Annotated in this window: 32 protein-coding genes and 1 pseudogene; 14 read left to right on the top strand and 19 right to left on the bottom strand. The window is 67.0% G+C overall.

The features are described from left to right. Positions 1-21: 21 nt before the first annotated feature. Positions 22-312 (bottom strand): annotated as a pseudogene (locus tag AC3ENQ_RS05930) (beta-galactosidase); the annotation flags it as partial. Positions 313-440: 128 nt separating this feature from the next. Between AC3ENQ_RS05930 and AC3ENQ_RS05925 the strand changes: the two are divergent. Together AC3ENQ_RS05925 and AC3ENQ_RS05920 are read left to right on the top strand one after the other, a co-directional pair. Then, positions 441-1,082 carry a TetR/AcrR family transcriptional regulator gene (locus AC3ENQ_RS05925; RefSeq protein ID WP_431802664.1) on the top strand — a complete coding sequence of 214 codons (642 nt, stop codon included), beginning with the start codon at positions 441-443 and terminating at the stop codon, positions 1,080-1,082. A gap of 243 nt (positions 1,083-1,325) precedes the next feature. Further along, positions 1,326-2,645, top strand: a complete 1,320-nt coding sequence (locus tag AC3ENQ_RS05920) for a protein rep (RefSeq protein ID WP_431802662.1) — start codon at positions 1,326-1,328, stop codon at positions 2,643-2,645. Between the two features lie 10 nt (positions 2,646-2,655). On the opposite strand, the gene AC3ENQ_RS05915 is transcribed toward AC3ENQ_RS05920, so the two are convergent. The 3 genes from AC3ENQ_RS05915 to AC3ENQ_RS05905 all read right to left on the bottom strand — a co-directional run bounded on the left by AC3ENQ_RS05915 (position 2,656) and on the right by AC3ENQ_RS05905 (position 4,771). Then, positions 2,656-3,054, bottom strand: a complete 399-nt coding sequence (locus tag AC3ENQ_RS05915; RefSeq protein ID WP_431802660.1) for a hypothetical protein — start codon at positions 3,052-3,054, stop codon at positions 2,656-2,658. 209 nt (positions 3,055-3,263) lie between these two features. Further along, positions 3,264-4,184, bottom strand: coding sequence for a hypothetical protein (locus AC3ENQ_RS05910; RefSeq protein WP_431802659.1), 921 nt, complete (start codon positions 4,182-4,184; stop codon positions 3,264-3,266). Between the two features lie 182 nt (positions 4,185-4,366). Continuing rightward, entirely contained in the window at positions 4,367-4,771 is a 405-nt protein-coding gene (locus AC3ENQ_RS05905) for a hypothetical protein (protein ID WP_431802657.1), read from the bottom strand. 108 nt (positions 4,772-4,879) lie between these two features. On the opposite strand from AC3ENQ_RS05905, the gene AC3ENQ_RS05900 reads away from it, so the two are divergent. From AC3ENQ_RS05900 to AC3ENQ_RS05875, 6 genes are all read left to right on the top strand, one after another. Continuing rightward, positions 4,880-5,278, top strand: coding sequence for a hypothetical protein (locus AC3ENQ_RS05900; RefSeq protein WP_431802655.1), 399 nt, complete (start codon positions 4,880-4,882; stop codon positions 5,276-5,278). A 1-nt stretch (position 5,279) separates the two neighbouring features. Then, positions 5,280-5,846: a hypothetical protein gene (locus AC3ENQ_RS05895; RefSeq protein ID WP_431802654.1), complete on the top strand. Its 567-nt coding sequence runs from the start codon at positions 5,280-5,282 to the stop codon at positions 5,844-5,846. Next, positions 5,843-6,499, top strand: a complete 657-nt coding sequence (locus AC3ENQ_RS05890) for a hypothetical protein (protein ID WP_431802652.1) — start codon at positions 5,843-5,845, stop codon at positions 6,497-6,499. The genes AC3ENQ_RS05895 and AC3ENQ_RS05890 overlap by 4 nt, the downstream gene beginning before the upstream one ends. A 103-nt stretch (positions 6,500-6,602) precedes the next feature. Further along, the gene (locus AC3ENQ_RS05885; RefSeq protein ID WP_431802650.1) at positions 6,603-7,424 is read left to right on the top strand and encodes an FtsK/SpoIIIE domain-containing protein; all 822 of its coding nucleotides are present in this window, start codon (positions 6,603-6,605) and stop codon (positions 7,422-7,424) included. A 152-nt stretch (positions 7,425-7,576) separates the two neighbouring features. After that, the gene (locus tag AC3ENQ_RS05880) at positions 7,577-7,771 is read left to right on the top strand and encodes a helix-turn-helix transcriptional regulator (protein ID WP_431802648.1); all 195 of its coding nucleotides are present in this window, start codon (positions 7,577-7,579) and stop codon (positions 7,769-7,771) included. A 61-nt stretch (positions 7,772-7,832) separates the two neighbouring features. Then, a complete protein-coding gene (locus AC3ENQ_RS05875; protein WP_431802646.1) occupies positions 7,833-8,933 on the top strand; it encodes a tyrosine-type recombinase/integrase in 1,101 nt (366 codons plus the stop codon). Between the two features lie 174 nt (positions 8,934-9,107). On the opposite strand, the gene AC3ENQ_RS05870 is transcribed toward AC3ENQ_RS05875, so the two are convergent. The 12 genes from AC3ENQ_RS05870 to AC3ENQ_RS05815 form a co-directional block, all read right to left on the bottom strand. Next, entirely contained in the window at positions 9,108-9,692 is a 585-nt protein-coding gene (locus tag AC3ENQ_RS05870) for a PIN domain-containing protein (RefSeq protein WP_431802644.1), read from the bottom strand. A 25-nt stretch (positions 9,693-9,717) separates the two neighbouring features. After that, positions 9,718-10,242, bottom strand: coding sequence for a helix-turn-helix domain-containing protein (locus AC3ENQ_RS05865; RefSeq protein ID WP_431802643.1), 525 nt, complete (start codon positions 10,240-10,242; stop codon positions 9,718-9,720). A 245-nt stretch (positions 10,243-10,487) separates the two neighbouring features. Next, positions 10,488-10,868: a hypothetical protein gene (locus AC3ENQ_RS05860; RefSeq protein WP_431802641.1), complete on the bottom strand. Its 381-nt coding sequence runs from the start codon at positions 10,866-10,868 to the stop codon at positions 10,488-10,490. A gap of 419 nt (positions 10,869-11,287) precedes the next feature. Further along, positions 11,288-11,473, bottom strand: coding sequence for a hypothetical protein (locus tag AC3ENQ_RS05855; protein ID WP_247961550.1), 186 nt, complete (start codon positions 11,471-11,473; stop codon positions 11,288-11,290). A 2-nt stretch (positions 11,474-11,475) separates the two neighbouring features. Next, complete coding sequence (locus AC3ENQ_RS05850) at positions 11,476-11,598, bottom strand: hypothetical protein (protein ID WP_488185848.1); 123 nt, start codon at positions 11,596-11,598, stop codon at positions 11,476-11,478. Between the two features lie 39 nt (positions 11,599-11,637). Continuing rightward, positions 11,638-11,913: a metal-sensitive transcriptional regulator gene (locus AC3ENQ_RS05845; RefSeq protein ID WP_247961551.1), complete on the bottom strand. Its 276-nt coding sequence runs from the start codon at positions 11,911-11,913 to the stop codon at positions 11,638-11,640. 24 nt (positions 11,914-11,937) lie between these two features. After that, the gene (locus AC3ENQ_RS05840) at positions 11,938-12,210 is read right to left on the bottom strand and encodes a YgaP family membrane protein (RefSeq protein WP_247961552.1); all 273 of its coding nucleotides are present in this window, start codon (positions 12,208-12,210) and stop codon (positions 11,938-11,940) included. Beyond that, positions 12,203-13,894: an FAD-dependent oxidoreductase gene (locus tag AC3ENQ_RS05835; protein ID WP_431802638.1), complete on the bottom strand. Its 1,692-nt coding sequence runs from the start codon at positions 13,892-13,894 to the stop codon at positions 12,203-12,205. Before AC3ENQ_RS05835 ends, AC3ENQ_RS05840 begins: the two co-directional genes overlap by 8 nt. Continuing rightward, on the bottom strand, positions 13,891-14,277 hold the full coding sequence (locus AC3ENQ_RS05830; protein ID WP_247961554.1) for a thioredoxin family protein: 387 nt from the start codon (positions 14,275-14,277) through the stop codon (positions 13,891-13,893). The genes AC3ENQ_RS05835 and AC3ENQ_RS05830 overlap by 4 nt, the downstream gene beginning before the upstream one ends. 61 nt (positions 14,278-14,338) lie before the next feature. Further along, positions 14,339-14,701, bottom strand: coding sequence for a rhodanese-like domain-containing protein (locus tag AC3ENQ_RS05825; RefSeq protein ID WP_247961555.1), 363 nt, complete (start codon positions 14,699-14,701; stop codon positions 14,339-14,341). 26 nt (positions 14,702-14,727) lie between these two features. After that, positions 14,728-14,952, bottom strand: a complete 225-nt coding sequence (locus AC3ENQ_RS05820; RefSeq protein ID WP_247961556.1) for a YgaP-like transmembrane domain — start codon at positions 14,950-14,952, stop codon at positions 14,728-14,730. Continuing rightward, positions 14,949-16,232 (bottom strand): MFS transporter, encoded by a 1,284-nt coding sequence (locus AC3ENQ_RS05815; protein ID WP_431802635.1) that lies wholly within the window; start codon positions 16,230-16,232, stop codon positions 14,949-14,951. The genes AC3ENQ_RS05820 and AC3ENQ_RS05815 overlap by 4 nt, the downstream gene beginning before the upstream one ends. Before the next feature lie 105 nt (positions 16,233-16,337). On the opposite strand from AC3ENQ_RS05815, the gene AC3ENQ_RS05810 reads away from it, so the two are divergent. From AC3ENQ_RS05810 to AC3ENQ_RS05795, 4 genes are all read left to right on the top strand, one after another. Beyond that, entirely contained in the window at positions 16,338-17,039 is a 702-nt protein-coding gene (locus AC3ENQ_RS05810; RefSeq protein ID WP_431802633.1) for a hypothetical protein, read from the top strand. Positions 17,040-17,206: 167 nt separating this feature from the next. After that, positions 17,207-17,812 (top strand): copper resistance CopC family protein, encoded by a 606-nt coding sequence (locus AC3ENQ_RS05805; RefSeq protein WP_431802631.1) that lies wholly within the window; start codon positions 17,207-17,209, stop codon positions 17,810-17,812. Between the two features lie 41 nt (positions 17,813-17,853). Next, positions 17,854-18,393 (top strand): copper chaperone PCu(A)C, encoded by a 540-nt coding sequence (locus AC3ENQ_RS05800; protein WP_247961560.1) that lies wholly within the window; start codon positions 17,854-17,856, stop codon positions 18,391-18,393. Beyond that, positions 18,393-19,622: a Dyp-type peroxidase gene (locus AC3ENQ_RS05795; protein WP_431802629.1), complete on the top strand. Its 1,230-nt coding sequence runs from the start codon at positions 18,393-18,395 to the stop codon at positions 19,620-19,622. The genes AC3ENQ_RS05800 and AC3ENQ_RS05795 overlap by 1 nt, the downstream gene beginning before the upstream one ends. 200 nt (positions 19,623-19,822) lie before the next feature. Here AC3ENQ_RS05795 and AC3ENQ_RS05790 read toward each other — a convergent pair whose 3' ends face one another. Then, complete coding sequence (locus tag AC3ENQ_RS05790; protein WP_431802627.1) at positions 19,823-20,035, bottom strand: hypothetical protein; 213 nt, start codon at positions 20,033-20,035, stop codon at positions 19,823-19,825. A gap of 83 nt (positions 20,036-20,118) precedes the next feature. On the opposite strand from AC3ENQ_RS05790, the gene AC3ENQ_RS05785 reads away from it, so the two are divergent. Together AC3ENQ_RS05785 and AC3ENQ_RS05780 are read left to right on the top strand one after the other, a co-directional pair. Then, positions 20,119-20,256 carry a hypothetical protein gene (locus tag AC3ENQ_RS05785; protein WP_431802626.1) on the top strand — a complete coding sequence of 46 codons (138 nt, stop codon included), beginning with the start codon at positions 20,119-20,121 and terminating at the stop codon, positions 20,254-20,256. 513 nt (positions 20,257-20,769) lie between these two features. Next, positions 20,770-21,762 carry a Fic family protein gene (locus tag AC3ENQ_RS05780; RefSeq protein ID WP_431802624.1) on the top strand — a complete coding sequence of 331 codons (993 nt, stop codon included), beginning with the start codon at positions 20,770-20,772 and terminating at the stop codon, positions 21,760-21,762. Positions 21,763-21,935: 173 nt separating this feature from the next. Here the strand turns inward: AC3ENQ_RS05780 and AC3ENQ_RS05775 are convergent, their stop codons facing one another. Together AC3ENQ_RS05775 and AC3ENQ_RS05770 are read right to left on the bottom strand one after the other, a co-directional pair. Beyond that, positions 21,936-23,027, bottom strand: a complete 1,092-nt coding sequence (locus AC3ENQ_RS05775) for a CU044_5270 family protein (protein WP_431802622.1) — start codon at positions 23,025-23,027, stop codon at positions 21,936-21,938. Then, entirely contained in the window at positions 22,993-23,601 is a 609-nt protein-coding gene (locus AC3ENQ_RS05770) for an RNA polymerase sigma factor (RefSeq protein WP_431802620.1), read from the bottom strand. Before AC3ENQ_RS05770 ends, AC3ENQ_RS05775 begins: the two co-directional genes overlap by 35 nt. Between the last annotated feature and the right edge of the window lie 46 nt (positions 23,602-23,647).

Below are 23,647 nucleotides of genomic sequence, written 5' to 3'. Positions count from 1 at the left end.
CGCAACTACTCGATCTTCCTGGACGGTGCCGTCGATCGCGACGGGCGGGATCTCCGGATGTGCCTTCGCGAGCCAGGGCGGCGGCGAGGCGGTCGCCGTTGCGAGCGCGACGTCGATGCCGTTCGCATGCAGCAAGTCGATGACGTCGTCGAGCCACGAGAAGTCGTACTCGCCCGCGCGCGGCTCGAGCAGCGCCCACGAGAAGATTCCGAGGGAGACGATGTTGACGCCCGCCTCGGTCATGAGCCGCACGTCGTCGTCCCACACCTCGCGCGGCCACTGCTCCGGGTTGTAGTCGGCGCCGTAGCGCATCGCGCCTGGGCCCGCCGCCCCGGGCTTCACCCACCGGTAGGTCGTGTCATCGATTGCCATGCCGTCAGCCTATGCTGAAATACGTGCAGTTGCACGGTTTCCCTCCGGCATCCCGCTACGATCGCTCCATGTCCGATGAGCGCCCCCTTCGCCGCGGGCCGTACGCCAAGACGGCCGAGCGGCGCAGCGAGATCATCTCCACCGCAACCGCCGTGTTCAGCGCGCACGGTTACCAGGGCGGGTCGTTGCGCCAGATCGCGAAGCAGCTCGACCTCAGCCTCACGACACTCATGCACCACTTCCCGACGAAGGTGTCGCTCCTGTCCGCCGTGCTCGAGCAGGAGGATGCCGCCGACGTCGACTTCGACGAGCGCTCACGCCGCGACGGCTTCGCTCCCTCCGTTCTCGCGATCGTGCGGCGCAACCTGAACCGGCGCGAGCTCGTCCGGATGTTCTCGATCGTCTCGGCCGAAGCGACGTATCCCCGCCACGAGGCGCACGACTGGCTGCAGCGTCGCTACGCCACCGTCACTGCTTCCTACGCCGAGCTGATCACGCACGATGTCGCGGTCGGTCGCCTGCGCCCGCGCATGGATGCCGCCGCGGCGGCGAGCCTCGTCGTCACTGCGTGGGAAGGCATCCAGATCCGCTGGCTTGCCGACGGAAGCGACCCCGTCGCCGCGATGGGCGAGCTGCTGACGGCGACCCTCGATCCTTCGACACCGCTCATCCCGCCCCGCAGGGAGTCGATCCCGAAGAGCACCGCATAGCGGCGCCGCCACCGACACCCGCACGCAGCGAACGGGTCGGAAAAGATCCCTATGACCAGGGTTTTCTTTGCGGAGACGGAGGGATTTGAACCCTCGGTCCCCGTAAGGGGACTCCACCTTAGCAGGGCCACAGAGTCCGCATAGGCCGCTGTTTTCTGCGCCCGTGCGCACCGGATGCACGCCGATTCGAGGCGTGTTCGGCGGTGCCGCTCCCCTGCCACTCCCCTGGGCCGACCGGCATGAATGCCAGGCCACTTCTCCGATGACCAACGCCAGCACGCCCCCGAGGGAGCGCCTTTCGCGCCCGGAGCGGGCGAAGCCCGCGAAGGGTCGAAAGGTGCTCCGCACGCGGAGCGAAGCGACGCGTCTTGGTACATCGCGAATAGCGTTGCCGCTTCGGATTGGCGGCGGGTTCGGTTCCGGCGTCGGCAGCGGTCGAGCGGGTGGCTGATCGGTCATGCTCGGGAGCAGGTGGGGCTATCTCGTGATGCTCGGGCGGATGAGTCCGGCGAGTGGGTGCGGCCTCTGCGTCCGGCTCGGTGCCGCTGGCGCGCTGCCGCTGCGGTGACAGTTCATGCCGACGGAACCGGCGAGCATCCAGCGCACTACTCCGGCCTGGAGCGCTGCGCGTCGGTGTGGGCGTGCCCGGTGTGCGCGGGCGTGATTCGCGCGACGCGGGCGGATGAGATTAAGCGGGCGGCGCTGCACGCTCAGGATGCGGGCATGGGCCTCGCGTTCATGACGCTGACGCTGCGCCACAAGTCCGAGGACGGCCTAGCGCCGTCGATTGACGTGTTGCTGGGCGCGTGGCGTGCCGTGCAGTCCTGGCGAGCATGGAAGCGGCTGGCCGTGCGTCTCGGCTATGTCGGCGCGATCCGCTCGACGGAGGTCACCTACGGGGGCAACGGCTGGCACCCGCACTCGCACTTCCTGGTCGTGTTCGAGCATCCACTGTCGGCGGCGGAACTCGCATCGTTCGAGACTGAGGTTCACGCGCTGTGGGTGCGCGCGGTCGAGAAGAAGGGCGGACGACTCCCGTCACGAGAGCATGGCGTCAAGGTGCAAGCGGTCGACGGTGACGGTGCGGTGCTCGCCAAGTACCTGTCAAAGGTGCAAGAGCACACAGGCGAGCGTCGAGCGTCGGTAGGGGCGGAGATTGCGCGCGGCGATCTGAAGCGAGGTCGCGGCGACAGTCTCGCACCGTTCGAACTGCTCGATGCAGAGGGTCCAGGGACAGAGCAAGCACGAGCGCTGTGGGTCGAGTTCGTGACAGCCACTCGGGGCCGTCGAGCGTTCTCGTGGACGAAGGGACTGCGTGACCGTCTGCTCCCCGGCGAGGAAGAGAAGACAGACGACGAACTGATCGATGAGGCGGAGGCTTTCGAGCCGGTCGCCGTGATCGAAGCTCGGACCTACGATCGCGCGTTCCGGAACAACTCTGATCGTCTGGCGGAAGCGCTCGAAATCGCGGAGTCCGGCGACTTCGACCGGCTCGCCTGGTACGTGCAAACGGCTCCCAGCCCATCCGGCCGCAGTACACCGAAATTCGGCGAAACTGGTTGATGCCAGCGGCCTAAGCTTGCGGCTTCTTTGGGATCAGATCGGTCGACTTCACAGTGCGCTTCTGCCGGTCGGCATCTCGATCACCCTCGTCAACGATCCGCGCTAGTCCCGCCAGCAGCACCGTGAGTCTGACTGCGCCATGCGCAGTGAACAGCAAGCATGCTTCGAGAACCCACATCCCCGGCTCCACCCCGAAGCCAACGACCATGACCGCGGACACGACTGCCCCGAAGGCGCCCGTAAATGAACTAAGCACGACCGAAATCCAGCTTGCACGTAGCCGACTCCCGCCGTTGCGACGGAGCAATCTGAATCGGTCATGCTCGGTCCCAAGTCCGAACACCACCACCACGCCCGCGAAACCACCGACCATGGCACTTACCCCGGCAACGCCGAGGGCGAGACTCATCAGAGTTTCCCTCGGCTCGGGAACCGCGCTCTCTGCTAGGGCACGAGCAACGTTGAGCTCCGGTCTCTCTTGCGCCAGCCAGAAATGAGCGGCAACCGCAACTAAAATCAGCACCGAGACAGCCGCCGGGTAGTTGACGAAAAAGCTTCCGAACCTCCGTAGAGCCTTCATGACATCACCACCATTTCGAACGAATGTTCAGTGTAGGCTCAGCCTCCGACACCGCTCCCGCGGAGGAAATTGTTGATCGCTTCGCCGATGGAGGCAAGCACTACCTCGTCCGGCGCGACCTGACCTTCGGGCACGAAGAACTCCACGCGCTTGGCGATGCGGTCATCGAAGATGGAGTGAAGCTCCCGCGAGATGCTGCCCTCCTCGTTCTCCGTCACGATGTTGACCTCAGCCTTCGTGCTGAACCCACCGTTGGCAACCCATAGAGCTGCTTCACGAATCGCGTCACGGATCGAGTGCGTCCCGTTACGACGTCCCAGCGACCAGCGCAGGACGAGGTCCAGCTCATCAGTTGCCTGATGTCTCGCAGCGCGGAACGCATCACCCAGGTCCCCACCCCCAGAGTCCGGGATCGGCATTCCAGCATCGACGTGGACCTCAAGCATCACCGCGCCCTCGGCGTTCGCGATTTTTGCGAGGACCTCTTCGTCAACAACAGGAATCAGCTCGATCGAGCGACCCTGAGTTGCCAACTCGCATACTCCCGTCACCCAGCGGGCAAGCGTTTCGTGTCGGGTGGCACGTACCGCCGGGCTCATTATTGCGACACGTCCATTGTTACCGAAGGGCACGATGTACGTCGGCTCGGAGACGCGGTCGTCGGGATCCTCAAAGGTGAGCGGATCGACGCTCCCGCTTGTCAGATTGTACTTCTTGAGTTGTTCCGATAGGTCTCGAACGCGGCCGACCTGGATGTGCGGTAGCGGTGGCGAAACGGGGCGCTGCGGTTCACCGAAGTACTTCACACCCGACACCGGGAACTCACGCTGCTGGTGGGACCAACCGTGCATCCCGTCAATTAGGTCGAACCAGAAGGTGCCTTGAGCCGGGTTCCTCGTTTCGTCAGGTTCGATGACGACAGTGTCGGAGAACCGGACAAACTTGCGTATCTCGGCCATGCGTAAGCTCCTTGGGGTATTGGCACCATGCTGGCATAAGCCGAGCACGGCCTTAGGAACGCCGACACCCGCGTGTCCGGTCGAGGAGCGCGGGAAACCACCTCAGGGTCGGCCAGAACTGGCACCTCTAGGACATTACGGAGCCCTTAGCTCAGCGCAGGGAAGGGCTCCGTAGCTGCACTTCAGTCGACTCGTGGAACGATGCCAAGCGCCGCCTCAGCAACGTCCTCGTTGGTGATGACGTTGTGGCGGTATCGGTATGTGGTCGCCTGGTTCAGTCCAAGCAGAGCAGCGACACCCCGTTGCGTCAGCGAGGTATGTTCGAGCGCCCATTCGATAGCGATTCGGCGCGCGAGCAAGGTTTGAGCAACACCGATCCGCAGCGCCTCCAGCGCGCTCGTCGTTCGAGTGTCGGCGTCGATGGGATCCGCTGGCGGCTGAGGTTGCTGCGCCGCCTTCGCCGCACGGAGTAGTGCATGCCCGGCGCGCTCTAAGAACTCAGCAATCTGCGCCGGGTCTTTCATCTGCGCTACGGGGAAGGCGTCTGGATCGTCCTGGTATGGGCTGGGAAGAGTCTTCGGCGTCATAGGTTGACGCTACCAGTTGACGCGCAAACCAATCAAGACGTATCGTCGTGCATGTGACGCGCAAACCAATCAAATCGAGCGCCGCGTGCACAGACAAGGAGAACGAGAATGAACACTACCCAGGCGGCAAGCCTTCCGATCCTGACCAACTCCGATGCATGGCCGTTGACCGCACTCGGTCTCGGTGAGCCGATGCGGTTCCGCATGAAGGGGGATCGCGGCAGCGCACAGAGCAACGCGCTGTCGCCCGACGGACGCCCGACCCTCGCCTCAGGCTGCATCCCGCAGTTGCTCGACAAGGAGGGGCGGCTCCGCCCCCAGAAGGGACATTCGCTGCACGTCATCAATGCGGTGCCAGATGACGTGATCGAAGCGGGCGAGCAGGTGCGCGCCGACGGCCTGGTATGGGTGCAGCCGTACGAAAGCAACGGTCGCGTGCTGCTGTCGATCACGGTCGAAAGCCTCGTACCGGTGACAGCTCCCTCGCCGAAGAAGACGGAGGCGTGACATGAACACGCGAGGAATCGAGCGCCGCGCTACTGGCGCTGTCGCGGGGTTTGCGGGCTTCGCGCTGGTGTTGCTGATCGCCGTGGCGTGGGTCGTCGTGGAGACTCCTGCGTCGGCGGCGATCACTGATGACGCTACGGAGTACACCTATCAGTACGTTCCAGGCAGCACGGATCCGGTGTACGTCTACGCCGAACAGGACAAGAAGACGGTGACGGTATCGCAAGCGGTGAGGCCTCGTGCGGGCAAGACCGATGATGGGTCGGCAGTGATCTATCTCCCGCCGCTGGGCGAATCGTTCACGATTTCTGATGTCACCGACGGAGGCATGGGGAAGACGCTGTGCAGGCTTGATGCTGTCGCACCTGGCGGGTTGAGCGATGGTGCGTGCTCGTGGGTGGCCGTGCAGTTCTCAGGGACTGGGGCTGATCGAGCGTTCGACGGTGCCCATGTTCGTGTGGACGGACTGGATCACGGCTCGCACACATTCGTGGTCTCGACGCGCACGTCATCCTCGACCTTCAACGTGCAGCGCGTGACGTTCGAGATTCCGAGGTTGTCGCGATGAAGCTGCATCGAATCGTGCCGCTGGCAATGGCTTGCCTGATGGTCGCCGTACTGCTTGCACTGTCCGTGACGGGTGTTGCGCCGTCGCATCCGCTGTACGGCCTCGTGTCGTTCGTTCGCGGCCTGGTGGCCGTCCTGCTCGTGCTGCTGCTCGCCGTCGCAGTGGTGGCGATGCTCGTTCCGGCGTTCCGTGGCTGGCTGCTCGCTCGGTTCGGTCGCGTTCGTGGCCCGAAGTTGAGCAAGGAAGAGCGCGCCTCGCTGTCGGCGGACGAGAAACGCGCACTGCGTTCGGTCGAGCGCGTGAAGGCCTGGGCGGAGGACGTGGGCCTCTCGGTCGAGAAGTTGAGTCGGAGGGGCGACACGATTACCTACCTGCCGGCGGTCGTGGGGCGTTCACTGCTCGCTACAGGGCCGGCTGTTGATCTGGTGCTCCCTCGTGGCCGCGTGCCTTCGGACGCGAACGCCGAACGAATCGGCGCGGCGACAGGCACGGATGTCGTGGTGGAGAAGATCGGCCCTGCCGTCGTGCGTGTCGGCATCATGACGCGCTCGCCTTTGGACGGCATGCGCCGCGTCGCTACGCCTTCCGCTGCGCCTGCTGCGGCGGTGAATCCGGACGATTGGACGGATGACGACGAGACGGAGGCCGTCTGATGCTCGATGACTTCGAGGGCGACGACATCCCGTGGGCGGCCATCGACGGGTGCGAGTGGATCGACCCGAACGCGAGCGTTCCCGAGGCAATGGCGGCGGCATTGTGAGCCGCCGGGGAACGTTCGGCGTCGACGAGAACGGGCGCAACGTCGTGTGGGATCACTTCGCTGCGATGCACTCGGTGATCCAGGGGGCGACGCGCTCGGGAAAGTCAGTTCTCGCATACGCGGTCTTGGCTGCTGCGGCTCGTGACCGAGCGGTGCGGGTCGTTGGTGTCGACCCATCTGGGCTGCTCCTGGCTCCGCATCGGCGGGGCGACGATGACGCGCTGATCCACCTGGGGACGGCTGACCCGGAGTCGGCCTGCGAGGTGGTTGAGCAGCTGGTGCGGATGATGGACAAGCGCATCCGCCTCCTGCTCGAACGCGGGTTGGATTCGGTACCGATGCACGTTCTCCGTCGCGCGTTCCCTCTGTTCGTGATCGTGTTCGAGGAACTACCTGCGATCCTGTCGTGGCTCGACGGCGAAGATCAGGGGCGCAAGCCTGGCGAGAAGTTCGCGCCGCGCATGCGTCTGGCGATGGGGCGGCTGCTCAGGGAATCCGCGAAAGCCGGTATGCGGGTCTTTACCATCATCCAGCGGGCCGAGGTCGCGAACCTCCCTGAGCGTGCGCAGTACGCCCGTCGCGTGTCGATGCGGGTCGATAACCGGGCAAGCGTCGAACTGCTCATGGAGCTGGCGACCCCGGAGGATGTTGACCGGATCATGGGCCTGCGTCCGGGTCAGGGCGTCATCCACGAAGCGGGCGAACCGCTGCGCTACTTCCGCGCCGACTACCTCGAGTACGCGGACTATCGCGCTGCGGTGTTGGCTGCCCGTGCGGGCGATGCTTCGCGGGAGGTGGTCAGCGATGGAGCGGCGTGAGCGGTTGCGGCGACTGGATGACGAGATTTCCGGGTTCGAGAAGCGGGCTATTGGCCTTGCGATGGCTGGGCAGTGGACGGCTGAGCATGACACGCAGTTGGGCGCTCTCTACGCCGAGCGTAGGCGTCTGTACGACGAGAAGGGAAACGACGGTGAGTAAGACGATTGACACGCCGCTCTGGTACACCGAGGCCGAGCTCGCGGAGCTCATGCGGGTGCACCCCTCCACAATCAGCCGTAAGGTGCGTGCGGGTACGTTCCCGATTACGCCGCTCGTGGTCGGTGCCCGTCGGGTCTACGCGGTTGCGGATGTGCACCGGCTCGCGGGGCTGAGCGTTGAGCATTGAGCGTCGAGAGACAGCCTCCGGTGTTCGCTGGCGGGTTCGGCTTCATGCGGGTGGCCGGGTCGTGGCCGATAAGACGTTCACGACCCGGCGTGCCGCCGAGGCGTTCGAGCGTCAGCAGAAAGAAGCACTGTACGGTGGCGGCTTCGTCTCGCCTCAGCAACAACGCACACCTGTCTCCGAGGTCGTCACTGCCTTCCTCGACGCTCGATCCGGCCAGGTGGCTCCGCACACGCTCCGCACGGATCGGGACAACCTGGCGGCATTGCCTGGCAAGTTCCTCGCGCGGCCCATCGGCTCGGTGTCCGAGGCCGACGTGTTGGCACTGCTTACCGAACTGCTCGGCTCACGCGCTCATTCGACGGTTGCGCGGGTTCGCACGACGCTCTCGGCGTTGTGGTCGTGGGCGGTGCGAGAGAGGCTAACGCCGACGAATCCGGTTCGTGGTGTGCGGATGCCGTCTGGTGCCGTGCAGGCTCATGAAGGGGCGCCGCTGACGGCCTCGATCCTCGCTGTGGTTCTCGATGCGCAGCGGAGTCGTTCGCCACATGGTGCGCTCATCACCGAGTGGCTGAGCCTCACCGGCTTGCGCTGGTCTGAGTTGCGGGCACTGCGCGTCGGTGATCTGCAAGACGTACCGTTCCCCGCTGTGCGTGTGCTCCGGGCAGCCAGCGACGGCTATGCCGAGAAGTCGCCCAAGACTGCCAGGGGTCGCCGTACTGTGCCGCTCGTGGCTCGTGCTCACGAAATTGCGAAGGTGTGGGCAGCGGGCAAAGGGTCAACGGACTACCTCGCGTCGAGCGCGACCGGGCTGCAACTGCGGGGCACCTACTTTCGCCGTGCGGTCGCGTGGACAACGACGTCCCCCGATCACACGATCCACGACCTGCGGCACTACGCCGCATCGACATGGCTGCGCCAGGGCATCCCGATCAACCAGGTTGCGGCCTGGCTCGGGGATGACCCGCGCACCGTTCTGCGCGTGTACGCACACGTTCTCGGGGAAGCTCAGGACATCGAGGCTCTGCGCCGCCTGAACGCTTCACTCCCCTCTCACTCCCCTGATACCGCGCCGGAAACCGAGTCAGGGGAAGGAGGGAAGGTCGGAGGAACCCTAAAAACGGGTTCTGCCCAGGGAAAAACTGGCGGAGACGGAGGGATTTGAAATCGCGCCGATGGCAACTGGACCCAGCTGAAACCGCATGATTCCGCGTGTTCTGAGGTCACAGACGTTCTCCTCGATCAGGTCAGCGCGGTTCGATTCGTGGCAGAAACGTGGCGGGTGTTCGGCGCGAAATCAGGTGGCTGCACCCCGCTCTTCAGTCATGCGAACTGGAGGCTACGCGGACGCAGCTTCGACCATCATCTCGACGGCTTCGATCATGCCGTATCGGTCGCGCAACGTGTCCAGGATCTCCTCGACGGTGAGCGCTGCACCGTAGCGGCCGGAACGACTCGCGATCTCCCGCACCGCGGCGAGCGCATGCCTGGGGTTGAGCGCGACAGTGTTCTTCGCGAACTCCCTGGCGCTGAGCACCTGGATGCCCGGCGGAATCTTGGCTGCAGGGAAGTCCTTCAGGTTCTCGGTGACGATCGCTCCGGCTCCCGCGATGACGGCCGTAGCGACCACGTGCTCGTCGTTCGGATCGGGAAGCCCGAAGGTACCTTCGAGCGGTTCCCAGCCTTCGACCTCCGCGTCGGCGAACTCTCGCCGCATCGCGGCGATGAGGGTTGCTGCGCGGCTGGCAGCCTCCGCTACGGGTATCCCCCGCTTCACGAGCTTGACTTCCTCGTGGAACTCGAGTTCGTCGAGGATCGCCGAGCTCCAGGTCGGTCGATACGCGCCCTCGACCGCGAGCGAAAGGAGGAAGTCGCGTTGCAGGCTCGGCCACAGCACGCTGGTGTCGAGGGTCGCCGTGAACACGACCCCATCCTGTCAGTCTGCGAGGTCAGAGTCGGGCTGCCCGCCTTGCGGCGACCGCCTTCCTCGCCGCTCTGAGGTCCTCGAGCGTCTGCTCGATGTTGCCTTCGTCGACGGCGTCGCGCGTGGCGGCGAGCATGTCGTACTGACGCTCCCGCCGGCGCTCTCGGTACTCGAGCAGATCCGCGAGGAGAATGCGTCGGTGCGTTCCCGCCTTCTCGAATGGGATCTCACCCTCGTCGAGGAGCTTCACAATGGTCGGGCGGCTCACGTTCAGGAGATCCGCTGCCTGCTGGGTGGTGAGCCGTGTTGCCTGGGGTACAACTGACACGGCAAGCCCGCTCTGCATCGCGTCCACGATCTTGCGGAGAGCGAGGTAGACCTCTTCCGGAAGCTCGACCTGGTCGCCTGGACGCGCGCCCGCAAGGAAGTACCTTGGCTCGGGAAGAGCCCGGCCGGCGGCCTCATGGGCGGTGAGGAAGTCCAGCACAGGGGCAAGCTCGACTTCCCTGCTGGGAAGGTACGTCTCTTCAACGACGGCAGCGCGAGACACGGAAATCACCTCAATACACGTAAACGCAGGAGGTTGCGTTTGTTGCGATTACGGTAGCACGCGTCGCTGACAGGCCAATAGGAGCGCGCTGGGGCAACGATCAGATGCCTCGTCAGGACACCCCGAGCCGTTCGAGCGCGTAACTCCACGGGAGGCGCTCCTGCTCAAGGCGTATGGCACGCGTCCATTCTGAAGGAACACACCGACATCCGTTGACGCGGCGGCGGCGGATAGCTCGGGCTGAGTCACCCGATGAGGTAGACCATCCCGCGACCTTCTGTCGCGAGCGCCTCGACGAATTCCTGTGCCCGCGTGAGGTAGTCGAGAACGTAGCGGAGCTCGTCGTGCCGGCTGCGCCAAGTGCGCGCCCACGTTCGCACCTGGTCCTCGTCGATCGCACAGAGGTCGTCCCGAATCGCCGGCACCTCCTCCGGCAGGATCGTCCTCACCCACGGGTCCCAGCCCATGTCGTGCATCGTCACGTTCCTCTCGAACATCCGGCAGCACGAGCCGGCGGCGGGACTTCCGGGCCCCGAGCGCGTGAGGGACTGCAAAACGGACCATGCCTTGTCGAGATAGAGCATGTCGCGCTTCGGTGAGACCTGCTCGAACGTCGCGACACTCACGCTCGCGTGCGGCTCCAGGCCCCATGCGTCAGCGAGCGGGTCGCTGGAGAGGATGCTGTGCGGGTCATCGACCGCCTGCTGAGCGCGGTCGGCATCGAAGGCATGAGCGTATTAGCGGATTCCCATGCGGCCAGCATCCCGACGCAGGCGCAGCCACGATCACCGCATCCCACGCCATGGGGAGAACGCGCCCGAATCCACCGCTGTGGAGGAACGGAGGCCTTCGCATGGCCCCGCCCCTGGAGACCGAGGGATATGCCCTCGCGGTCTCACGGGCAGCGGCACTGAACCTTCGCCCGGTCCAGCCGCAACCGAGCAGGTTGATGAGCGGGATCGGCGCCCGAGGCGGTCGGCGGATCAGAGGGTGGCGCGGTGTCGTCTGGCACACCGTCTCGCGACTGAACTCGAAGCGGCTGGGGTCAGCGGCCGAAGAGCCGGGTGAAGATGTTTCCGCGCTGCGCTTTCGCGGCGGCGATCTCCTCGGGGGTATGCCGTCCGTTGCACCACTGGTGCGCAGGGACGCCTCGTCGGACCTGGTTGATGTGCTGGCCGCATCCGGTCCAGGTGGTCTTTCCGCAGGTCTTGCAGGTCGTCGCTGAGCACATGGTCACGCCTCCTGGCAGTGGCAGCGGTCGGCTTCGGGCACTCCGGCGAGTGCGGTCTCGATGTGCTGACCGCAGCCGGTCCAGGTCGGTCGGCCGCAGCGTGAGCAGGTGACTTGCTGGCACATGGGCGTTCTCCTCCGTTGTCTTGTCTGTGGGGTCCGTGGTCAGGCGAGCATCATGAAGAGCTTCTCGAGCTCTTCGGTGGTGATGCCGTCTTCGGCGAGGGCGGTGTCGGGGTCGGTGAGGCAGTCCTTCATGGCGGTGGACACGATCGCGAAGCCGGCCCGGTCGAGGGCGCTGGAGACGGCGGCGAGCTGGGTGACGATATCGCGGCAGGGCTTCTCCTGCTCGACGGCGTTGATGACGGCGTCGAGCTGGCCGCGGGCGCGGCGCAGGCGGTGCAGGATGCGGCGCTGGACGTCGGGGTCGGTGGTGCGCATGGGGTTCCTCTCGGTCGGAGACGGTCAGGTGATGTCGATGTGCTGGCGGGCGTCGGTGTAGCCGAGGGTGTTCTGTTCGACTGTCTCAGCCTGACGGGTGCGGAGCAGGTCGGTGGGGCACCAGCCGGTGATCGCGCCGACCGCGAGCAGGATCGAGCAGACCCCGGCCGGGATCGCACACCAGGGCTGGCCGGTCATGCTCAGCGCGAACGCGCCGACGAACAGCGCGGCGATGCCCCGGACGATCCGATCGGCGGGCGACGTCGCGCAGGCCCGGACAGTGCGACGCTCAGGCATCCTGCATCGCCCCTTCGAAGCGCAGCAGTTCGCCGGCGCGGTCGCCGAGCACCGCCCGGAGCGTCAGGATGCCGCCCGACAGGGAGGCGGAATCGAACCCGGCCTGCGCGAGGACGCGGTGCGCGATCGCGGAGCGGACTCCGGAGGCGCACATCACCCGGACGGGACGCCCCGCGGACGCGGTGCCGACCTCGTCGAGCCGTTCGCGCAGCTCGGTGTGAGGGATGTTCAGCGCGCCGGGCAGATGCCCGGTGGCGAACTCCGCCCTGCTGCGCGTGTCGAGGACCAGCGAGTGCGCGAGCACCTGGTCCACGTCCTGCGCGTACCAGAGTGCCAGAGTGCCAGTGCGGAGGTTCTCTCCGACCATGCCGGCGAGGTTCACCGGGTCTTTGGCCTGGCCGTAGGGCGGCGAGTAGGCCAGGTCGAGGTCGATCAGGTCGTCCACGCTCATGCCGGCGCGGATCGCGGAGGCGAGCACGTCGATGCGCTTGTCGACCCCCTCTGCGCCGACCGCCTGCGCGCCGAGCAGCAGCCCGTCGGCCTCGCGGAAGTGGAGGATCAGGTGGAGCTGGGCCGCGCCGGGGAAGTAGCCGGCGTGCTGGTTCGGATGCAGGTGGATCGTCCGGTAACCGACCCCGGCCGCGTCCAGCGCGGCACGGTTCGCGCCGGTCAGCGCGGCGGTGACGGACCCGATTCGGACGATCGCGGTGCCGACCGGGTGCGGGATCGGCCTGGCGGTGCCGGGTCGGAGGATGTCGTCGGCCACGAGTCGTCCGGCGCGGTTGGCCGGTCCCGCCAGTGCAACCGGGCGGCGGATGCCGGTGACGGCGTCGGCGCTGACCGTTGCATCGCCGACAGCCCAGACGCCGGGGATCGAGGTGCGGCCGTGCTCGTCGACGACGATCGCGCCTCGTTCGCACTTCACTCCCGCGGCCTCGAACACGGCGGTGTCGGGTCGGACCCCGACGGACAGGACGATCAGGTCCGCGGGCAGCAGCGTGCCGTCGCCGAGGGCGACCAGGTCGTGCTCGGCGCCCTGCTGGATGCCGGTCGCAGCGATCCCGGTGCGGGTGCCGATGCCGAGTTCGTGCAGCTCGCCCGTCACGAGCGCGGCGAGCTCGGCCTCCAGCGGGGGCAGGACGTGCTCGGCGAGCTCGACCACGGTCACGTCCAGCCCCTGGCGGGCGAGGGCTTCGGCCGCCTCGATGCCGATGAACCCGGCGCCGAGCACGACCGCGCGCCGCGCTCCGGCCTCGACCTGCTCGCGCAGAGCAAGGGCGTCATCGACGGTGCGCAGGGTGCGCACTCGCGGAGAGTCCAGACCCGGGATCGGGGGTCGTGCGGCCTGCGCACCCGGCGAGAGCACGAGCGCGTCATACCCGATCCGCGTCCTCCCGTCCGGGGTGTCCACGGTCACGACCCGCTGCTCGGGGTCAAGTCCGGTGACGTCGTGGCCTGTGCGCACGTCCAGGTTCAGCGCGGCGTGAAGCGACTGCGGGGTCTGCACGAGCAGCTTCGCGGGGTCGGCGATCTCCCCGCCGACGAAGTAGGGCAGTCCGCAGTTCGCGTAGGAGACGTGCTCGCCGCGTTCGAGCACGATGATCTCCGCCGACTCATCCAACCGCCGTGCGCGGGCGGCGCAACTCATGCCGCCGGCGACGCCTCCGACGATGACGATCCTCATCGCGCCGTCTCCTGCTGGCTCTGCTGAGCCTGTGCGGCGACCTGGGCGCGGACCTCGTCCATGTCCAGGTCGCGCACGGCGGCGATCACCTGTTCCAGTTGCGGGGCCGCGAGGGCGCCGGGCTGGGCGAACACCAGGATGTTCTCGCGGAACGCCATCAGGGTCGGGATCGAGGTGATCCGGAACCCCGCGGCGAGTTGCTGCTGCGCCTCGGTGTCGACCTTCCCGAACACCACGTCCGGGTGGGTAGTCGAGGCGGTCTCGAACACGGGCGCGAACGCGCGGCACGGGCCGCACCACGCAGCCCAGAAGTCCAGGAGCACGATGTCGTTCCCGGCGATGGTGGGTTCGAGGTTGTCGAGGGTGATCTCTCGGGTAGCCATAGCTCGAGTATACCCCCAGGGGTATCGGGATGCGAACATGCGTGGTCGCGCGGGCTGACGCTCACTCGGTGACGATGTCGATCCCGGTGGCCGTTGATGCATCGCTGAGGGCGCCAGCGTCGATGACATGCTCGAATCCGTGGTCGCGCATGATCGAGGCGGCCTGCGCGGAGCGGTTGCCCGACCGGCAGTAGACGACATACTCGTCGTCTGCGGGGAGCTCGGCGATGGTGTCGGCGAATGCCGGGGAGGAGACGTCGATGTTCACCGCGCCGTCAAGGTGCCCTTCGGCGTACTCAGCCGGAGTTCGGACGTCGATGATGACGGCATCCTCACCCACGGTCACGGGGGCAGGGCTGGAGCAGCCGGCCAGGGTGAGGGTTGCGGCGAAGGCGAGCGAGAGCAGGGTGAGGAGCGTGCGCATGATGCGTGTCCGTTCGTTCGGGCCGGTCAGCGGCCAAGGGCGGCGCGGAAGTCCTTGCCGCGCAGGGGCTTTCCCGCGAGCGGCGCGATCAGGCACACGTCGAGTGCGCCGACGAGGACGAACAAGAGCCCGGGCGCGGCGAGCAGCCACCACCAGCCGCCGAGGATCGCGCCCAGCGCGATCAGGACGGCACCGACGATGGCGCGGGTCCACCGTCCGGGAGTGGAGCTGAGGAAGGCGAGGATGGTCATGGGGTTCTCCGATTCGTTCGTGCGGTCCAGGCCAGGACCGCGAGGGTGATGAGAATGACCACGGCGCTGGCAGCGCCGAGGCCGAGATAGCCGATCGCGGCGAGCGCGACCCCGGCGAGCAACCCGCCCGCAGCACCGGCGAGGCTCATCAGCGTGTCCGAGGCGCCCTGGGCGGCAACCCGCTCGGCGACGGGGGTGGCGGCGACGATCATCGCCGACCCAGCCACGGTCGCGGCCGACCAGCCCAGGCCGAGCAGGATCAGCCCGATCACGGTCACCATGTGGGCGTCGCCGCTGAACCCGGCCAGCAGCGCCGAGACCAGCAGCGTCACCATCCCGCCCGCGGCGACGATGCGCCCGCCGAGCCGGTCGGTGAGCACGCCCATCACCGGGGCGAGCGCATACATGCCCGCGATGTGCAGGCTCACGGTGAGCCCGACGATGGTGATCGAGGCGCCGTGCCCGGTCAGGTGCACGGGCGTCATCGACATCACCGCGACCATCACGGCATGCGCGGCGACGATGCCGATCAGCCCGGCTCGCGATCCGGGGTGGGACCACAACGCCCGGATGCCCTGCCGCAACCCCGGCCGCGGACCTCCCGGCACAGGCGCAGCCGTGACCGCTCCGTCGGCTCCGGCCAGCGGTTGCCGACCGATGAGGACGAGGTAGGGGTCGGGTCGGAGGCCGATCCAGATGACGGCCATGCCCACCAGCATTCCGGCCGTGGAGATCACGAACAGCCCGGACAACGCAGGAATGCCGAGTCCGGCTGCGAGTGTCCCGCCGGCGCCGATGAGGTTCGGGCCGGCGACCGCGCCGATCGTGCTCATCCAGACCACGAGCGACAGGTCGCGCCCTCGGTGCTCGGTCGCGCTCAGATCGGTCGCGGCGAATCGTGCCTGCAGGTTCACCGCGTTCCCGAATCCGATCAGCACCCCCGAGGCGACCAGCAGCCAGAAGGCCCCGCTGACGGCGGCGAGCACGACGCCGACAGCTCCCGCAGCGCCGATCAGCAGTCCGGTCGACAGGGCGATCCGACGACCCCTGGCCAGGGCCAGGCGCATCAGCAGCGCCGAGGCGACTGCCGCGCCGAGCGTCATCGTCGTGGTCACCGAACCAGCCCACGCCTCCGACCCCGACAGCTCGACGGCAAGCAAGGAGCCGGTCGACACCACCGCGCCGGTGCCGACACCGCTGAACACCTGGGCGAGGGAGAGCAACAGCAGCGTGCGCCGCTGCACCCGGCGACGCGCGGGCGTGATCGTGGGGGTCGACATGCTCCGAATATACCCCCCACCGTATAATGGGGCATAGTCGGAGGTGCTCCATGCGCCCGCCGCGGGCTCCTCGGAGGGGCTCGGCCGATCCTTAGGATGAGATTGATGAGACCTCGCACTGCAGAAGCAGCCCGAGACGGCGAGCCCGTCCCGGCGCGGCTGCGCGGGGCGCGTCTGTCTCGGCAGGCGCGCGCCGGGAAGGCGCTGCTCGTCGCGGTGTTCTCCACCTTGATCGCGCTGATATCGCATGTGCTCGCCGGAGGGTCCGTGCCGGAGATGCTGGGCATCCTGGTGCCGTTGGCGCTCTCGGTGTTCGTATGCCTCCCGCTGTCCGGGCGCGTCCTGTCTCTGCCGGGGCTGGTGCTCTCGGTACTGTCCAGCCAACTCCTGTTCCACTGGCTGTTCGTGCTCGGCACTACCGGCCCCGGAGCGTTCCTGATCGAAGACGCCCCCGCCGGCCACGCCGGGCATCATGCGCAGACGATCACACTGCTGCACACCGGGACCGAGATGGCTCCCCACATGGATCACCCCGACGGCGGGATGTGGGTCGGGCACGGTATCGCAGCGGTGGTCACCATCCTGCTGATCCGATGCGGCGAAGCCGCCCTCGTCGGCCTGTGGCAGCTCACGGCAATGCTTGTGCGCACGCTGTTCCCGCGACTGCCTCGTCCGGCTGCCATCCGGGTCGCCCTGCCGCGGCTGGTGGGCGATTTCCTGAACCAGCGCCCCTTCGCGCATCTGCTGCTCGGGGCGTCGATCTCCCGCAGAGGGCCACCGCGCTCCACTCTGCTCGCGTTCTCCTGACGCACCGGGTCGCACACGCCCCGGGAGCGTGCGGCTGGCGTCCGTTCCGACCCTTCGGGGCGTGAACCTCAACCAGCCGGCTCTTTCGCGGTCGACCGTCGCCGACGGTAACGATCTGGCTCTCACCCTGGTGCGGCGCTGCCGTGCCGATCAGCATTGGACGCACCATGTTACGACCCGTTTCCGGGTGGATACGCATCGTCGCGGCCGCGCTCGCGGTCGCCACAATGACCAGTGGCCTGCTCTGGATCGCGGAGCCTGCCCAGGCTCATGACCAGCTCGTCGCATCGACCCCGGCCGACGGCGAAGTGCTTCAGGCTCCACCGGAGGAGGTCGTGCTGCAGTTCTCCGGAGAACTCATGGAGCTCGGCGGCATCATCATCGTGACCGACGCCGCCGAGCAGTCGTGGACCGAGGGCGACCTCGCCTACGACGACACCAGGGCGCGGATCGCACTGCAGGGCGGCATGCCCGACGGCTGGTATGAGATCCGATGGCAGGTCGTCTCTCGCGACGGGCATCCCATCAGCGGGATCATCCCGTTCGCCGTCGGAGATGCCGGCGAACGGCCGTCACCGGCCGCCACGGCGCCAGGAGCAGCGAACGGGCAGGACAGCGCAGACACCCGAGAGCCGGGAGTGCCGGGGGCGATACGGATCGTTCTCATCGGTCTTGCCGGCGCCGTCATCGCAGGCGGTGGCTACTGGATCGCCAGTCGCTTCCTCCGCCGACGCGTCACCCAACACGGCACGGACGAGCCCGGCTCTCCGTGAACACACCCAACCCTTTCTGAACGACATAAGGAACCATTCTGATGAACACACTCACCGTCCGCCGTCCGGCGGTCGTCTTCGCGCTGGCCGCCGCCGCTGCGCTCGCTCTCGCTGGATGCGCGACAACGACGCCCGACCAGGCCGCTGGCCCGACAACCGCCGGGCAGAGCGTCACGATCACCGACGCCTGGGTCAAGGCCACCGACGAGGGCATGTCCGCCGCCTTCGGCGAGCTCGCCAACAACGGCGACGCCGACGTGACCCTGGTCTCGGCCACCAGCACCGCCTCGACCTCGATGCAGTTGCACGAGACCGTAGACAACGGCAGCGGCTCGATGGTCATGCAGGAGAAGGACGGCGGCTTCACCATCCCGGCCGGCGGCGCGCTCACGCTCGAGCCGGGCGGCAACCACCTCATGCTCATGGGCCTGACCGCCCCAATCGTCGCAGGCGACGAGATCGAGTTCACCCTGACGTTCTCGGACGGCTCCGACTACACCTTCACCGCCCCGGCGAAGGACTACTCCGGCGCCAACGAGACCTACACAGGTGACGACATGAACATGGGCGGGGACGACTGATGCCCCAAGCCCAGGACGCCGGTTCCGGGCGCGGCGTGAACCGGCGACAGCTCCTCCTCGGAGGGGCTGCCGCCGGCCTCGGCGCCGCCGCCGCGATCGGCGCAGACTTCGCCCTCGCCTCCCGCGATCGCGCCTCTTCGACATCGGCAGCCGACGCCGACGCGATCACCAGGAGCGACGCTGTCCCATTCCACGGACCCCATCAGGCCGGCGTCGCGACCGTTCCGCAGGCCCACACCGCGTTCATCGGGCTCGACCTCGCACCGAGCACGAGCCGAGACGGGCTGCGCCGGATGATGCGCATCCTCACCGACGACGCCGCGCGCCTCGCCCAGGGGGTCGCCGCTCTCGCCGACTCCGAACCGGAGCTCGCGATCGCGCCCGCACGCCTGACCGTCACCTTCGGCTTCGGCCCCGGTCTCGTCGCCCGCGCGGGAGGAACCGCCCCAGGCTGGCTCGCCCCGCTGCCCGTGTTCTCGATCGACCAGCTCGAGGACGCCTGGAGCGGCGGGGATCTGCTCATCGAGATCGCCTCCGACGACCCGGTCACCGTCGCACACACCGCCCGGATGCTGCTCAAGGATGCTCGCCGCTTCGCGACCGTGCGCTGGCGGCAGGACGGCTTCCGCCGCGCCCGCGGTACCGAACGATCCGGCACGACCATGCGGAACCTGTTCGGACAGGTCGACGGCACCGTCAATCCCGTCCCCGGAACCGAGGACTTCGACTCCGTCGTCTGGGCCACCGACGGCTGGCTAGCCGGCGGCACCGGCCTCGTCATCCGTCGCATCCGGATGACCCTCGACACCTGGGACGAGCTCGACCGCGTGGGGCGCGAGGCATCGATCGGCCGAACCCTGTCGAACGGAGCACCGCTCACAGGGGCGAACGAGACTGATGAACCCGACTTCGCCGCCACCGGCACCGCAGGGTTTCCCGTCATCCCCGACTTCGCCCACATGCGGCGCGCCCGTGGCGACGGCACCGAGCGCATCTACCGACGCAGCTACAACTACGATCTCCCACCCAGCGGCGACGGCATCTCTGAGTCAGGGTTGATCTTCGCGTCCTACCAAGCCGATGTGACCGCTCAGTTCGTTCCCATCCAGCGCCGCCTGGACGAACTCGACCTCCTCAACCAATGGACCATCCCCATCGGCTCCGCCACCTTCGCCATCCCACCTGGCTGCGAGAGCGGCGGATACATTGGCGAAGGACTCTTGAGATGATTGCTCCGCTGAAAACTGCCGCTCGGACGCTACTTCCTCGCTAGGGATTTCGCTGGCTCAGTCGTCCCTCGCACCTGGCTCCTGGCCCGAGCCGGTCCATGCTCTGCGCGGGGCCGAGTCGGAGACCGCAAGGCCCGAGCACAGCGAGCGGATTGCAGCCTCCGACTCTTTCCGCGCTCTGGGAGAGCGGACGAGTCCGGCTATCCGGCGCGGCCCTGGCGTCCCGGTGGGAGCAGCCCGCGGGCGCGGGCGCGGGTGACCCAGCCCTGCGCGGTGGAGAGCGCGACACCGCTGATGTCGGCCATCGTCGCTGACGGGTTCGGGTCGCCCTTGGCGGCGAGCCTGCCGTGCTGGAGGGCGACTAGCTCGTAGAAGTCGGGCGTCTTCTTCGGGTCACCAAGGGGCTTGAGCAAGTCGCGCTCGGACACCTTGCGGCCGGAGGGCAGGACGATCCTGCCGCCGGTGATCGGAGTACCTGGGCGACGATGCGCGCACCGTGCTCGCGGTCTACGCGCACGTCCTCGGCGAAGGCCAGCGCCGCGACCACGTGCGCCGCCTCGCGGCCGCCGAGGAGTTCGGCCGCAGCGGGGGTCACCTGGGGGTCACCTCGAAGGGTCCGAGCCTCGGACTCTGACCGCCAGCACCCAACAGTCGAGCCGCGAAAATGGCTCCTGACCTGGGGAAAATGGCGGAGACGGAGGGATTTGGAATCGCGCCGATGGCAATCGAAGTCAACTGAAACCGCGTGATTCCGCGGGTTCTGACCCCGGCGGCGTCCGTTTCGATCAGGTCGATTCGGTTCGATTCGTGGCAGAAACGTGGCAGCGATTGAGGAGCGATCCCGCGGCCGCGCGCCGCTTTCAGCACGCGATTTCAGCCTACGCCGATTCAGGCTCGACGATCATTTCGAGGGCTTCGACCGCTCCGCGCCGCGTCTCAAAACGGTCGAGGATTCTGGGCGGAAGCTATCTCCTCACGAAGACCCGGTCCTGTGCGTTCAGACGCCTGACGGACTTGAGTTTGTCGTTGTTGACTAATCAGTGGTCAGCGATGACAACATGCTAAGTTGTCGATGTTGATTTAGGGCGGAGCGGTGATGACAAATTCTACGAGTGGGCGGCCGGGACGCGGACGACCGAGCCGTGAAGTGATCTACAAGCGTTTCGCGACCGCAATCGATGAGCTGGCGAACTACGGCGGGCTGCCGAAGCCCTACGAAGCCAAGTCGCTGTGGGATCAGCTGTGGCATCTTGAAGCTCACCACTCGACAGCGATCGAGGGAAACACTCTCGTCCTCCGCGAAGTCGAGACCCTGCTCGAACAGGGGCGCGCTGTGGGGGCGAAGGAGCTGAAGGATTACATGGAGGTCCTCGGATACGCCGAAGCCGCCCGGTGGGTATACCAGCAGGCCGTCGCCCCGGATGAGTGGTCGCACGACGGTCTGGTCACCGTCACCGAGGTTCGGCGCGTCCATGCTCTCGCCATGGCGAAGGTGTGGGAGGTGGCGCCACACCCGGATGCGCATGACACCGAAGGGCCAGGCAATTGGCGGCAGCATGAGATCCAGGAATTTGCGGGCGGCATGAAGCCCCCGACCTTCCCGCTCATCCCGTCCGAGATCACCGCGTGGGTCGATCGAGCAAATCACTTGCAAGAACAGATCAGCGATGGATCACTCACCATCGCCGCGGTTCCGGAGGAGCTGGCCCGGCTGCATCGCGAGTTCGAGTGCGTCCACCCGTTCATCGATGGCAACGGACGCAGCGGAAGACTCCTGCTCAACCTTCTACTCATCCGGCTCGGGTGGCCGCCCGCGATCATCCTCAAGGAACAGCGACGGAAGTACCTCCGCGCACTCGAACGCTCGGATCAAGGGGATGACGGGCCTCTGGCAGAGGTGATCAGCCGCTCCGTCGTCGACAATCTCCATCGGCTCATCCCGAACATCGCCGGCCCTGCCAAGTACGTGCCTCTCGAGGCACTCGTCGACGACGATTTCAGCCTCGTCGCCTTAAAGCAAGCCGCATCGCGCGGGCGCCTCGAAGCCATCATCGGGAGCGACGGCCGGTACCGGTCGAGCAAGTCTGCTCTCGAGGAGTACAAGGCATCAAAGTACTCACGTGGCGAGAAGAAGCAATAGTCGGCACGCGCTTCACCACATCGATCCCCCTCACGGGTCGCGAGGGGAATCGATGTGGTGCAATCAGCGCTGGTCGCTCATCGCATGAGGTCGGTGCAGGTCGAGCGGAATCACAAGCGACTCCGTCGGAGGGAGGATGAGACTCGTCGGTTCGACTCCGACAGTTGTCCCGGTCAGCATTGCCCGGTCTCCGGGTTGACGGTCATCTTCCCGCACACCGATCCGCCCTCGGGCGCCTCGTCGACGACCGAGGAGGTGACGCTCGTCCAGCGCACCGCCGTGCCCGCCGGTACGCCGTCCCGGTCGCGGAGGAGGACCTCGCGATCGCCGATGAACGTGCCGGTATCGGGGTCGATGATGATGTCCACCCGGGTGCCCCACGCGTCCTCGACGCGGCCGATCGCGACCCCCGTGCGGCCGTCAAGGGTGGCTTGATCGCTGATGAACGTGACGCCCGGGATCATGGCCGCAGCCTTGTACATCGCGGCGCGCAGGTCGGCGGGCACGTTCCCGGCACGGAGACGGTCGGCCATGTACACGAGAGCCTCGGTGTCGGGCGAGGGACCGGAGCCGAGGGTGACACGGTAGATGTAGTTGAGCAGTCGATACGGGTCACGCGGAAGCTGGTCCAGATCGGCAAACCCCGCCCCGGCGTCACCCCCGTAGAACGCGCCCCCAGGTGCCCGGAGAAGATCCCCAGCCTCGAATGAACCTGACGAGGAGGACACGGCTTCCCACCACGCGTTCGCCACCTGCTCGGACTCCGGACCGAATGTCGCCGCGATGGATTGCGGACCGCGGACCCACACCCAGTCATCGGAGGGATCTGCGGGGCGGTAGAGAGTGTCATCGGACGCGTACTGGTACGACGCCACAACATCACCGATACCTCCGCTTGAGAGGTGTACGCCCCTGGTGTTGACCCTCAGATATTGGCCGGGCTGCACCGCGGGATCGACTGAGGTGATCGCGGCGGCGCTCGCCTCGTCGAGCACGGCGGCGGCAGCGGCATCCGCCCCACCACGCCAGCCAGCGAGGCCGACCACGTCCGTCAGCACGAGCCCCGCCACCAGTGCCGCGGCGCCGACCGTACTGAGTCCGCCGATCGCAAAGCGTCGGGCGCGTTTCGGTCGGCGCGACGTGCTGATGTGCGGCTGGGCGGAGCCGGAGGCTGCGTCTAGGAGCGCCGCCCTGCCCCGGTGCAACGTCGACTCCGGCGGTTCGGTCTCGCTACGCGTGTTGCGCAGCAGCGTCAACTCGTCCATGTTCCTTCTCCAGTTCGGGATCGTTGGTGCCGGCCGCGGTCCGCAGGATGCGGCGGGCACGATTCAGGCGTGAGCGGACGGTGCCGATCGGCACGTCGAGAGCGCGTGCGATGCCCGCGTAGTCGAGGTCGCCCCAGGCGTACAGCAGCAGGGTGTCGCGGTCGGACGCGGGCAGGCCACGCAGCGCCGAAGCCAAGCGCCGCGTGAGCCGTGCCGCGTCCAACCGCGCGCCCGCCTGCTCGATCATGTCGGGCGAGAGCTGCGCCGCGAGATCCGCGACCATGCCCTTCCATGCCCGCGCTTCCAGCCGCACATGCTTATGCATCAAGCGGGTGGCGATCCCGAACAGCCAGGGGCGAGCATCGACGATCGCGAGGTCGTACGCTGCTCTCTTCTCGAAGGCGACGAGGAACGTCTCCGACATCACGTCCTCGGCGCTGCCCTCTCCCAGCCGCTGCGCCGCGTAGCGGTAGATCGCCGGCGCATGTCGATCGAAGAGCAACGCGAACGCACCTGTCGACGACGGGTGAAGACTGACCCCGAGGCGACGTTTGAGTCTTGACCCCTCCGACACTCTTGGAGGGTGATTTCAGTGGAAGATTGGGCGGAGATCCGCCGGC

The organism is Microbacterium sp. bgisy203 (assembly GCF_057706945.1).
This window is presented reverse-complemented; position numbering and strand designations above follow the sequence as displayed.